Origin of the sequence: Bacteroides sp. 2201st1_D9_2201SCRN_220225, assembly GCF_040928965.1 — a bacterium.
Classification (GTDB): Bacteria; Bacteroidota; Bacteroidia; order Bacteroidales; family Bacteroidaceae; genus Bacteroides; species Bacteroides stercoris.
Genome location: NZ_JBCODG010000024.1, coordinates 16,796 through 29,155, shown reverse-complemented (window position 1 = coordinate 29,155; position 12,360 = coordinate 16,796). Strand labels below are relative to the sequence as shown.

General features: G+C 42.1%; 13 protein-coding genes. 8 read left to right on the top strand and 5 right to left on the bottom strand.

The genetic code is table 11. The annotated features are described in order from the left end of the window. Window positions 1-43: 43 nt before the first annotated feature. Entirely contained in the window at window positions 44-835 is a 792-nt protein-coding gene (locus tag AB5903_RS09885; RefSeq protein WP_016662265.1) for an META domain-containing protein, read from the bottom strand. Window positions 836-1,027: 192 nt separating this feature from the next. Here AB5903_RS09885 and AB5903_RS09880 point away from each other — a divergent pair, with 192 nt between their 5' ends. The 5 genes from AB5903_RS09880 to AB5903_RS09860 all read left to right on the top strand — a co-directional run bounded on the left by AB5903_RS09880 (window position 1,028) and on the right by AB5903_RS09860 (window position 5,444). Then, a complete protein-coding gene (locus AB5903_RS09880) occupies window positions 1,028-2,221 on the top strand; it encodes a saccharopine dehydrogenase family protein (RefSeq protein WP_005652003.1) in 1,194 nt (397 codons plus the stop codon). A gap of 49 nt (window positions 2,222-2,270) precedes the next feature. Further along, window positions 2,271-2,717: a thioredoxin-dependent thiol peroxidase gene (bcp, locus tag AB5903_RS09875; RefSeq protein ID WP_005652005.1), complete on the top strand. Its 447-nt coding sequence runs from the start codon at window positions 2,271-2,273 to the stop codon at window positions 2,715-2,717. Window positions 2,718-2,766: 49 nt separating this feature from the next. After that, window positions 2,767-3,804 carry a recombinase RecA gene (gene recA / locus AB5903_RS09870; protein ID WP_005652006.1) on the top strand — a complete coding sequence of 346 codons (1,038 nt, stop codon included), beginning with the start codon at window positions 2,767-2,769 and terminating at the stop codon, window positions 3,802-3,804. A gap of 747 nt (window positions 3,805-4,551) precedes the next feature. After that, window positions 4,552-5,145 (top strand): hypothetical protein, encoded by a 594-nt coding sequence (locus AB5903_RS09865; protein WP_005652009.1) that lies wholly within the window; start codon window positions 4,552-4,554, stop codon window positions 5,143-5,145. A gap of 2 nt (window positions 5,146-5,147) precedes the next feature. Beyond that, window positions 5,148-5,444 carry a transcription termination/antitermination NusG family protein gene (locus tag AB5903_RS09860; protein ID WP_005652011.1) on the top strand — a complete coding sequence of 99 codons (297 nt, stop codon included), beginning with the start codon at window positions 5,148-5,150 and terminating at the stop codon, window positions 5,442-5,444. Between the two features lie 38 nt (window positions 5,445-5,482). On the opposite strand, the gene AB5903_RS09855 is transcribed toward AB5903_RS09860, so the two are convergent. Next, window positions 5,483-5,827 carry a helix-turn-helix transcriptional regulator gene (locus AB5903_RS09855; protein WP_005652012.1) on the bottom strand — a complete coding sequence of 115 codons (345 nt, stop codon included), beginning with the start codon at window positions 5,825-5,827 and terminating at the stop codon, window positions 5,483-5,485. A gap of 161 nt (window positions 5,828-5,988) precedes the next feature. Between AB5903_RS09855 and AB5903_RS09850 the strand changes: the two genes are divergently transcribed. Together AB5903_RS09850 and AB5903_RS09845 are read left to right on the top strand one after the other, a co-directional pair. After that, complete coding sequence (locus AB5903_RS09850) at window positions 5,989-6,585, top strand: hypothetical protein (protein WP_016662267.1); 597 nt, start codon at window positions 5,989-5,991, stop codon at window positions 6,583-6,585. Window positions 6,586-6,587: 2 nt separating this feature from the next. Then, a complete protein-coding gene (locus tag AB5903_RS09845; protein ID WP_005652017.1) occupies window positions 6,588-6,884 on the top strand; it encodes a transcription termination/antitermination NusG family protein in 297 nt (98 codons plus the stop codon). Here the strand turns inward: AB5903_RS09845 and AB5903_RS09840 are convergent. From AB5903_RS09840 to AB5903_RS09830, 3 genes are all read right to left on the bottom strand, one after another. After that, entirely contained in the window at window positions 6,872-7,894 is a 1,023-nt protein-coding gene (locus AB5903_RS09840) for a YeiH family protein (protein ID WP_005652019.1), read from the bottom strand. The two genes, AB5903_RS09845 and AB5903_RS09840, sit on opposite strands and share 13 nt — an antisense overlap. Before the next feature lie 82 nt (window positions 7,895-7,976). Continuing rightward, complete coding sequence (locus tag AB5903_RS09835; protein WP_272709830.1) at window positions 7,977-8,873, bottom strand: LysR family transcriptional regulator; 897 nt, start codon at window positions 8,871-8,873, stop codon at window positions 7,977-7,979. A gap of 20 nt (window positions 8,874-8,893) precedes the next feature. Next, the gene (locus AB5903_RS09830; RefSeq protein WP_022103569.1) at window positions 8,894-9,511 is read right to left on the bottom strand and encodes a DUF6621 family protein; all 618 of its coding nucleotides are present in this window, start codon (window positions 9,509-9,511) and stop codon (window positions 8,894-8,896) included. A 192-nt stretch (window positions 9,512-9,703) separates the two neighbouring features. Here AB5903_RS09830 and clpB point away from each other — a divergent pair, with 192 nt between their 5' ends. Further along, window positions 9,704-12,298 (top strand): ATP-dependent chaperone ClpB, encoded by a 2,595-nt coding sequence (gene clpB, locus AB5903_RS09825; RefSeq protein WP_005652024.1) that lies wholly within the window; start codon window positions 9,704-9,706, stop codon window positions 12,296-12,298. Window positions 12,299-12,360 lie beyond the last annotated feature (62 nt).

Here is a 12,360-nt window from a genome sequence, read left to right as displayed (position 1 = left end):
GTGAAATCCGTGTAATCTTATACTGAATAATGACCGATGTCCGTTATTTCTTCACCAATACCATTACCAGATTGTTGTCCGCATCATAAAAGCCCATACCGCCGCCTGCCAGCTTACCGAAAGACTGAACGGAATTCAATGCTTTCAACACACGGCTCTCCACTTCCATATCGGGACATGCCATCATGGTACTGATAACCTGCGGGAAAGATATGGCTACCGGATTTGCATCATCCACATTAAATGAACCGTTAATGACATTACATCCGGCAGTACCATGCAGAGTTTTTTCTGCAATATTGAACTCGATGAACGGCTGCTTTTCCATTCCCGACGGAATGGTCTCTCCACCGGCCTCGCTAATCATCCATTTACCGTTCAAATCGGCCAACTTAGCAGAAGCTTCCTTTTTCTGCAACACAATGACAGGACGATTGGAAGAAGCGCATAATGCCATATTCTCCTTGCCCAGTTGCTTATACTTCTTTACCTGTCCTAAAGCAGCCAGCACGTTTTTCTCCACTGTCATATCCGGACACATCATACGGGTACTTCCCAATGCGCCAAGGTCTATCTGTCCGGGTTTGGCGTTCACATCGAACGAACCCATCAGGCGGTTACAGCCACTGTTGCCATATACCTGTCCGGTCTTTGTATCAAAACCGATAAAAGGAAATTCCTGATTCGGAGCAGGTACAACCGCACTGCCGTTTATTTCAATAATATTCCACTCACCACTCAAGGAAGAGAGCGTTGCGGCATTTTTAGTCGAAGCGCAAGATGACAGCCCTGCCACAGTAGCCGCCATACAAAGGGAAACAAATACTTTCTTCATTGTTACTTTTTGTTTAAGTTAATTTTATCACTACAAATATATACAAAATAATCCAAAAGCAAACCTTTTGTTTAGAAATAGCAATACTTGGTCAAAGTATTTAGCAGGATTTTAATGTTTATCTGAGAATTAAGCCTTATATTTGCTCATTGAAAAAAAATAATCATATTTAAAACTTTTGTAAGTAGAAAAATGGGTAAAGTTCTTATTATCGGTGCAGGCGGTGTAGGTACCGTTGTTGCGCACAAAGTAGCTCAAAATCCGGATGTGTTTACAGAAATCATGATTGCCAGCCGCACCAAATCCAAATGCGACGCTGTTGTAAAAGCAATCGGCAACCCTAACATCAAAACCGCTCAGGTAGATGCAGACAATGTAGACGAACTGGTGGCGCTCTTCAACAGTTTCAAACCCGAAATCGTCATAAACGTAGCTCTCCCCTATCAGGACCTTACTATCATGGAAGCCTGTCTGAAAAGCGGAGTAAATTATCTGGATACAGCCAATTACGAACCGAAAGACGTAGCTCATTTCGAATACAGCTGGCAATGGGCATACAAAAAGCGCTTTGAAGATGCCGGACTGACAGCTATCCTCGGCTGTGGTTTCGACCCGGGTGTAAGCGGCATATATACCGCCTATGCAGCCAAGCATCATTTTGACGAAATCCAATACCTGGACATTGTGGACTGCAATGCAGGAAATCATCACAAAGCATTTGCTACCAACTTCAACCCGGAAATCAACATCCGCGAAATTACCCAAAACGGACGTTATTACGAAAACGGCGAATGGGTAACCACCAAACCGTTGGAAATCCACAAAGCACTCACCTACCCCAATATCGGTCCGCGCGACTCTTACCTTCTTTATCACGAAGAACTGGAGTCTCTGGTGAAAAATTTCCCCACAATCAAACGTGCACGTTTCTGGATGACATTCGGACAAGAATACCTGACCCACCTGCGTGTTATCCAGAACATTGGCATGGCCCGCATTGATGAGGTAGAATACAACGGCATGAAAATCGTTCCGCTGCAATTCCTGAAAGCCGTACTCCCCAACCCGCAGGATTTAGGAGAGAACTACGAAGGCGAAACCTCTATCGGTTGCCGTATCCGCGGCTTGAAAGACGGCAAAGAACACACCTATTATATATATAACAATTGCAGCCACCAAGAAGCTTACAAGGAAACAGGCATGCAGGGCGTGAGCTACACAACCGGTGTTCCTGCCATGATTGGCGCCATGATGTTCCTCAAAGGTCTGTGGAAGAGACCGGGTGTATGGAACGTAGAGGAGTTCGATCCCGATCCGTTCATGGAACAGCTTAACAAGCAAGGACTGCCCTGGCATGAAGTAATCGACGGAAACTTGGAAGTTTAAATTAGCGATTAATCATTTATTACCAATCAACCCCTAAACACTGAATTACGTGAATATCGGAGATAAAGCGCCCGAAATACTGGGTATCAATGAAAAAGGCGAAGAAATTCGTCTGAGCGATTATAAAGGAAAAAAAATAGTGCTCTATTTTTATCCCAAAGACTCAACTTCAGGTTGTACGGCACAAGCCTGCAACCTGCGCGACAACTATACCGACCTGCGTAAGGCCGGCTACGAAGTTATCGGAGTCAGTGTAGACAACGAGAAGTCGCACCAGAAATTCATCGAAAAGAACAACCTGCCCTTTACCCTGATTGCAGACACAGATAAGAAACTTGTGGAGCAATTCGGCGTATGGGGTGAAAAGAGCATGTACGGACGTAAATATATGGGTACTTTCCGCACCACCTTCATCATCAATGAGGAAGGAGTGATTGAGCGTATCATCACCCCTAAGGAAGTAAAGACTAAAGACCACGCCGCACAAATCCTGTAACAGTGATTGATAATTAATCACTAAACACTAATCATTAATCACTAAAATAATGGCAAAGAAAGACGAACTTAATTTTGAAAACGGAAATAACATGGCAGGCAGCGAAAAACTAAAGGCGCTGCAAGCTGCCATGGATAAGATAGAAAAAAGTTTCGGCAAGGGTTCTATCATGAAAATGGGCGACGAAAGCGTCGAACAAGTAGAAGTAATCCCTACCGGTTCCATCGGACTGAACGTAGCATTGGGTGTAGGCGGTTACCCCCGCGGACGTATCATTGAAATCTACGGTCCGGAATCTTCCGGTAAAACCACGCTGGCAATCCATGCCATCGCCGAAGCACAAAAGGCAGGCGGCATCGCAGCATTCATCGATGCGGAACACGCTTTCGACCGCTTCTATGCAGCCAAATTGGGTGTAGATGTGGATAACCTCTTGATTTCACAACCGGACAACGGCGAGCAGGCATTGGAAATTGCAGAGCAACTGATTCGTTCTTCCGCTATTGACATCATCGTTGTAGACTCCGTAGCCGCTCTGACACCGAAAGCCGAAATCGAAGGCGATATGGGCGACAACAAGGTAGGTTTGCAGGCACGTCTTATGTCACAGGCTCTGCGTAAGCTGACATCTGCTGTTAGCAAAACCCGTACAACTTGTATCTTCATCAACCAGCTCCGTGAAAAAATCGGCGTAATGTTCGGTAATCCTGAAACGACCACCGGCGGTAACGCATTGAAGTTCTATGCTTCCGTACGTCTTGACATCCGTGGTGGCCAAGCTATCAAGAATGGCGAGGAGGTTATCGGCAAGCAGACCAAAGTGAAAGTTGTAAAGAACAAGGTAGCTCCTCCTTTCCGTCGTGCAGAATTCGACATCATGTTCGGTGAAGGCATCTCACGTGCTGGAGAAATCATCGATTTGGGTGCGGAACTGGGCATCATCAAGAAAAGTGGTTCCTGGTTCAGTTATAATGATACTAAAATCGCACAGGGACGCGATGCCGCCAAACAGGTTATTCTCGATAACCCGGAACTGGCGGAGGAACTGGAAGGACTCATTTTCGAGGAATTGAAAAAAGAGAAGTAATCCTTAACTGAAAGGTTAAAAGTTTGGATTTTAAGACACAAAGAACTGGTTTGTTTATAATATGCTTTAGGCACTTTCCGGTTGTTCTTTTGTCTTAAAATCCAAATTTGTTTTACATATATGAGAAGAGACACCATATAACTATTCCGAAAGCAGATATTCACAATATCAAGCAATTAATGACAAATGGTTCATATTCGTTCTTCTTGTTATCTATCCTCATTCAAAAAAATAATATCCTCATAAAAGATACCATCATCGGAAAAATCCATAAAATGAAACTATTCATCTTACAAAACATTTTTTGTTATCAAAAGCCCCCACCTTAACACCCCAAACACCACACCTTAACAACTGAAATGCCACAGCATAACATACTAAAGTCCTAAGGTTTAGGGAGCAAACTCCTGCAATTTAAAGAGCTAAGGTGAGGTGTTTATGTTACTAGTTTCACACGCTATCCGTATATTGACAGGCGACTATCACCTCTTTTACAAATACAAAAATACACGAAATGATAATAGAACAAAGAAGAAAATGTTCAGAAATCAGCAGAAATCATACATTTACAAAGATATGTAATATAAAAACCAGAAACGTATAATCCATAACCAATCGTCTGCAATCAATTATCTTATACACTTCGCATTAACAGTTATTTATATATTTATTTTTACAATATTGTTGTTTTATCAATTATTTTATAATATTTTTGCCACGCAACAAACAAAAAATCATAAATAGTGTATGGCATTAATAACGTACATTCTTATTGCGATACCGGTATGTCTACTGGCTATCATTCTATGGCTATATTTCAATTATTGGAAATATAAACGCAAGAATCATTTCATATTCCTGATACTTCTTTTTTATCCGGTATTGTCGTATGCACAATATATGGACAAAACGCAATGCAAAATTTCATTTTCATCGCATGCAAACCAGGCGGGAAAATTGGAATATACCCAAGACGGAATAATTTACCGTTTTACGCCGGAAAGCAATGCGTGGAAAATAACCATCAAAAATAATACGAACAAGAATGCACGGATAAATTGGGAAAAAGGCAGTTTTATCATTAATGGAAAAGCTTCCGGAATCAGTTTGTATCCTTTTACATCCGATGATCCCCCTACGGATGTTATCAAAGAAAAATCTGAAATAACCCGAACCGTTACTGCATCCAACTTAATAAAAGGGAAAAAGGTTAATAAAATATATAGTAAACGCAATCTGAAGAGAAATGGACGGACGTCCGTCAACATTGCTTTGCCAATCGGTATCGGCAATAAACCGCAGTTTTTCCATATATTCAATTTTATTGTAACAGCTAACTAACTATGACTTTCCAATATATTATCAACCATTTGCATGAACCGCATTTGTGGTGTATTGTACTGACCGCCCCACACGCCGAACTCAATATCCAAAAGAAACTGGAACAACAAGGGTTTATCACTTATGTTCCAACAATTTCAGTTCGGCGCAGTTGGGCCGGATGTATAAAAGAAATACACATCCCGACAATAGCAAGATGTGTATTTGTATATGCAACCAAGGAAGAAATGCAAGAGATGCAAAAGGAATATACCGCCTTATCTCTGCAAACCGTTACAGCTTTATATCAAAGCCAATAAATTCTTTCTAAAAACAAATTTATAAATATACCTACGAATCATTTCAACACATCAGAGATTCTCTTTTTCAAGTTCAATTTTGCCAAATCCTCCGGTTTTAATTCCAACTCCACCAACACCTTAGCGGTAGCGACATTATATGAGGATTCTTTTATATCACAATTTGTCTGTCCTTCATGTAAAGAGTATAGCATAGCAAAGTCATAGTTCAATGCTCTTGAAACGTTGTATAACGTATCCGTATCAATACTTTTCCGTGTCAACATATAATCGACACTTTGAGGTCTAACACCCAATCTTCTTGCAAGTTCAGCCTTAGTAATCTGGTTATCAGCCATAACACTCCTGATAACCTCGCCAATATATATATTACTCTTTTCCATTTCAATGAAGATACGAATTAATTAGCCACACTAAAACTACTTGAATAATAATTTGTCTGTATATAAGTTCGTTTTAATCCATAATTTATTTGTTTTATCAATTAATTTATGATATTTTTGCCGCGTATTCATATAAATAAAAAGATAATACATATAATGCCATGACATTGAGTAGTTGCATTCTCATTACAATCCCGGTCTGTATATCAGCCATCCTTATGCAGACTTACTTTGACAGCCGAAAATACAAACGGATACCTCATCTCATTGTTTTATTGTCATTCCTGTTTCCCACCTTATCACATGCACAATACATCGACAACGAAAACTGCCGCATTTCATTCAAATCATATGAAAACCATCAAGGGAAACTGGAATATAACAAAGAGGGAATTATTTATCAATTCATTCCGAACAGCAATGCATGGAAAGTCATCATCAAAAACAACACCGATGAAACCGTATGGCTAAACTGGAAACAAGCCGGTTTCATTGTTAACGGAAGGGCGTCAGGCATCAGCCTCTACCCTTTTACAACAGACGAAGCTCCTTTGGAAACCATCAAACACAACCAGGAAATAAACCGCACAATTACAGCAACCAACTTAATTACGGAAAAAGGTATCAGCAAAATATATCACAAAAAGAAATTCAGAAAAAACGGAAGAACTTCAGTCACCATCGTTTTTCCAATGACAGTCGGTAATAAACCGCAATTTTTCCACACTTTCAATTTTACAGTAACAAAAGACAACTAACTATGACTTTTCAATATATCATCCATCACTTAGATAAGCCACATTCGTGGTTTATCGTATTGACCAACCCACACACCGAACTGAATACCAAAAAGAAACTGGAGCAGCAAGGTTTTATTACCTACGTCCCATTGGTTTCGGTTCGGCGATGCTGGGAAGGGTGTATAAAAGAAATACACATCCCGGCGATAGCGAGATGTGTATTTGTATATGCAACTGACGAAAATGTACTGAGAATGCAGAAAGAATATACCATACTGAATCCTCAAGCCGTTGCAGCCTTATATCAAGACCAATAAATATAAGCCAGTGTACTGACACTGATAACTACCCAAAGCAGAATACCCTGTACAAGCGGTTTGATACCTACTGCTTTCAGGACATCACGGGAAAGGGAAGCTCCTATAAAGAACAATGTTATTGTCAATGCCTTACGGGCAATACTGTTGATTCCCGCACCGATTAAAGCCCCTGTCTCGGAAAGATTCAAGACATAGGTATTGACAATCATTGCCAAAACAAAGAAGAAGATAAACCAGGGTATACTGATTTTCTGCCCTTTACTTTTGAAAATAAATGAAGTAGCAATTGCCAACGGAATAATCCAAAGCGCACGGGTCAGCTTGATAGTAGTAGCTACCCGCAACGCCTCCTCACCATAGGCAGCACCCGCACCAACTACCGAACTGGTGTCATGAATGGCAATGGCAGCCCATGTACCGAACTCATGCTGGCTCATATTCAAGGCATGACCTATTACAGGAAATATGAACAATGCAATCGCATTCAAAATAAAAATCGTACCCAAAGCCACAGACATTTCACTGTCTTTTGCCCTCAACACAGGACCTACCGCCGCGATAGCGCTACCACCGCAAATAGCCGTACCAGAGCTGATCAGATAAGAAGTGTCACGATCTACTTTCAGAAACTTACGACCAATAACCCAGCCGATAAGTAATGTACCTACCACAGAGATAACCGTAAACTCCATACCTTCCTTACCGGAAGCAAGCGAAGCCTGCAAATTCATACCGAAACCCAGACCCACCACAGAATACTGCAACAGATATTTGGATATTTTCTTATTAAACTTAGGATGTGCCTGTCCACATAACAAAGCAAACGACAGACCAAGAAATAAAGCTACCGGAGGGGTAACCCATGCGGAATAAGCGTGCATTCCCGGAATATAATCAAGAAACAAGAAAAAAGAAAGAATGACAAGAAGTGAAACGTAAATAATTTTGTTGTTGTTTTGCAGAAAAGACATATTGATGCTTTTCGCCAATGTTCGAGTTGAAGCCATACTTTTTTATTTTTATTAATTTGTTTTCGACCGCAAAGGTAGGCTTCTTTTCTCAATCATGCCAATTGTTTCTGCTTATGTGCTATAACTTATGGTTATTGTGCATGGCAAATTGCATGAATACTTGCGCCAAACCGCTTTCTTGCCCCTGAGGCTGTGCAAAACTAAAATCGCGTAACATAGGCATTCCCTTAATCTCAACGACACGCAACTGTCCAGAATACAATTCGCGCGTAATGGAACGAACGGAAACAATGCCCAGACAATCGGTATGTTCCAAAAACAATTTGATACTTTCCGTGCTTCCCAAATACATCAAAACCTGTAAAGAGGATAACTTTATATTATGTTGCTGCAAGGCACGCTCAAAAACATCCAATGTCCCCGAACCTCTTTCGCGAAGCACCAGAGGCAAATGGAACAATTCATCAGGAGTTATCTCCTCTCCCACAGCCAATTTACTGCCTGTACGCACCACTGCCACCAGCTCATCTTCCCAAAAAGTAGTATATCTAATATTAGGCAACCTGAATACTCCTTCGACAAAGCCCAAATCAATGCGATGTTCCTGCAAAGCGGCCTCTATCTCTCTGGAATTACCATTCAACAATGACAGGCTGACTTGTGGAAACTTACCGATAAAGCTGGCAAGCAAAGGAGGTAACACATATTGGGCAATGGTAGTGCTGGCCCCCAGCTTCAAACCGCCTGTATATTCATTATGCAACAAGTGCATTTCGTACTCTAACCGTTTATAGTCTTCCAAAATCCGCTCGCAATGTTCCAAGAGCAAATTGCCCGACTCCGTCAACGAAATTCTGCTACCCTGCCGGTCGAACAAACGTGTCTGATAAGCAGCTTCCAACTCTTGTATATGTTTGGTAATAGCAGGCTGGCTGACAAACAATTCTTGCGAAGCCTTCGTAAAACTCAGATTCTTCGCAACAGACCGGAATACCTTTAAACGAAAATCGCTCACAGCACAATGAATTAAATTGATTAATTATTCTGCAAATCTTCACTCCTGATACCCAACACCGACATCAGCGGATACCCCAGCATCTCCCAACGGCATACAGCCGGGGCAGCAGGCTCCTCCATACGGAAATAAACAATGTCTTTTGCCTCTTCTTTATGTCCGGCATTTTCCAATGCGCATTCCCTCAAAACGTTCTCAACCTCTTTACCATACTCCTCATTAAAAGGAACAACAATCAGCTTCTTCACTTCGGCGGCATTCAATACTATCTGCAACAAATCAAGATACAAGTCTCCACGAGACACAAAACCCTCTGAAGGCACAGCCATAAAACTGAATTCACCCAAAGAAGCCTTAAACGCTACTCCATCCAATTCGTTCTTCAAATCGGATGGCAGGCAGTGCTCCAGCTTTCCGGACTGCTTATCATATACGAGAAGTACCTGCACATCATTGTCACTCCCTTTCAATCCGGCATCCATAGCCAGATACATGGTAAAAAGCGCCAGATCCACTGTTTGTAAAGAACGTCCCAGCAACGGTTCAAAATACTTCCTCAAATCGTTTATAACAAAATTCAGGTAGGCAACATCAATCACCATTACCGTTTCGGAAAGTTTTATTTGGGTATTTTCCATATTACTCATTTATTTATTGAGGGAGTAAAGATACAAAAAGTTTTGTAGATAAAAGGTATTTGTCGCAAATCAGCCAATTTGACATTCATTTTCTTCTATTAACTGAAATTTTGTCTCATTTTTGCTGCTGGCAAATCTTTTGCGCTTTTTAAAGTGTTATGAAGCTGATAAAAATAGAAAGGAGAACTAAATATGAACTTTAACCAATTTACTATCAAAGCTCAAGAAGCCGTACAAGAAGCCGTGAACTTGACGCAAGCACGGGGGCAGCAAGCCATCGAACCTGTACACTTGCTTCAAAGCGTGATGAAAGTGGGCGAAAACGTTACCAATTTCATCTTCCAGAAGTTAGGCATGAACGGGCAGCAAATCGCACTCGTACTTGATAAGCAGATTGACTCCCTGCCCAAAGTATCGGGTGGAGAACCCTACCTGAGTCGTGAGACTAATGAAATTTTTCAGAAGGCAACCCAATATTCCAAAGAAATGGGCGATGAGTTCGTTTCACTGGAACCGATGTTGCTCGCTTTGCTCACCGTAAAAAGTACCGCTTCCACCATCCTGAAAGATGCCGGAATGACGGAGAAAGACTTGCGCAATGCAATCAATGAATTACGGAAAGGCGAAAAGGTTACTTCGCAATCCAGCGAGGACACTTATCAGTCATTGGAAAAGTATGCCATCAATCTGAACGAGGCAGCCCGAAGCGGCAAACTGGACCCCGTTATCGGACGTGATGAAGAAATCCGCCGGGTTCTGCAAATCCTAAGCCGCCGTACCAAGAACAATCCTATATTGATAGGTGAGCCGGGTACAGGTAAAACAGCCATTGTAGAAGGACTTGCCCACCGTATATTGCGGGGTGATGTACCTGAGAATCTGAAAAACAAACAAGTTTATTCACTGGATATGGGTGCATTGGTTGCAGGAGCCAAATATAAGGGCGAATTCGAAGAACGTCTGAAAGCCGTCGTCAATGAAGTGAAGAAATCGGAAGGAGACATCATTCTGTTCATCGACGAAATCCACACATTGGTAGGCGCCGGTAAAGGCGAGGGAGCAATGGATGCCGCCAATATTCTGAAACCTGCTCTGGCACGCGGTGAGCTGAGAAGCATCGGTGCTACCACCTTGGACGAGTATCAAAAATACTTTGAGAAAGACAAGGCTTTGGAACGCCGTTTCCAAATCGTTATGGTAAACGAACCGGACACGTTAAGCACCATTTCCATCCTTCGTGGCTTGAAAGAACGTTATGAAAACCATCACCATGTACGGATTAAAGACGATGCCATCATTGCTGCCGTAGAATTGAGCAACCGTTATATCACCGACCGCTTCCTGCCGGATAAAGCCATTGACCTGATGGATGAAGCTGCCGCCAAACTCCGTATGGAAGTAGATTCTGTACCGGAAGAGTTGGATGAGATTTCCCGTAAAATCAAACAACTGGAAATTGAACGCGAAGCCATCAAGCGCGAAAATGACCGTCTCAAACTGGAGCAAATCGGCAAGGAACTTGCCGAACTAAAAGAACAGGAGAAGTCGTATAAAGCAAAATGGCAAAACGAAAAGACACTGGTCAACAAAATTCAGCAGAATAAAGTTGAAATAGAAAACCTGAAGTTTGAAGCCGATAAAGCGGAACGTGAAGGTGATTATGGAAAGGTAGCCGAAATACGTTATGGCAAACTTCAAGCACTGAATCAGGAAATTGAAGAGACCCAGCAAAAGCTGCACGAAATGCAGGGCGATCAAGCAATGATTAAGGAAGAAGTTGACGCCGAGGATATCGCAGATGTAGTATCCCGATGGACAGGCATACCGGTAAGCAAAATGCTGCAAAGCGAAAAGGAGAAACTATTGCATCTGGAAGATGAACTGCATCAGCGTGTTATCGGACAGAATGAAGCCATCGAAGCTGTAGCCGATGCTGTACGCCGCAGCCGCGCGGGACTGCAAGATCCCAAGCGTCCTATCGGCTCATTCCTCTTTCTCGGTACTACCGGTGTAGGTAAAACGGAACTTGCCAAGGCGCTTGCCGAATTCCTGTTTGATGATGAAACGATGATGACGCGTATCGATATGAGCGAATATCAGGAGAAACATAGCGTTTCCCGTCTGGTAGGAGCTCCTCCGGGATATGTGGGATATGATGAAGGCGGTCAGTTGACGGAAGCTGTACGCCGCAAACCTTACTCCGTCGTACTGTTCGATGAAATAGAGAAAGCACATCCGGATGTATTCAACATACTATTGCAAGTATTGGATGACGGACGTTTGACGGATAATAAGGGACGTACCGTAAACTTCAAGAATACCATTATCATCATGACTTCCAATATGGGTAGCGGATACATTCAAAGCCAAATGGAGAAACTGAACGGTTCCAACAAGGAAGAGATTGTAGAGGAAACCAAGAAGGAAGTTATGAATATGCTGAAAAAGACAATCCGCCCGGAATTTCTGAATCGTATCGACGAGACAATCATGTTCTTGCCGCTGACTGAAAAAGAAATCAAACAGATTGTTGTACTTCAAATCAAGAGCGTACAAAAGATGTTATCCGGAAACGGCGTGGAACTGGTATTGACCGATGCCGCCATAGATTTCCTGGCCAATGCAGGATATGATCCGGAGTTTGGTGCCCGCCCTGTGAAACGTGCTATCCAGCATTACTTGCTGAACGATTTGTCCAAGAAATTATTGTCGCAGGAAGTTGACCGTAGCAAACCAATCACGGTAGATATCAATGCAACGAAAGACGAATTGGATTTCAGAAACTGACAAGCTAAAAAAAGAAGAGGGTGTGTCAAAATACACTTGATGATTTCTTTTAGGCACGGATT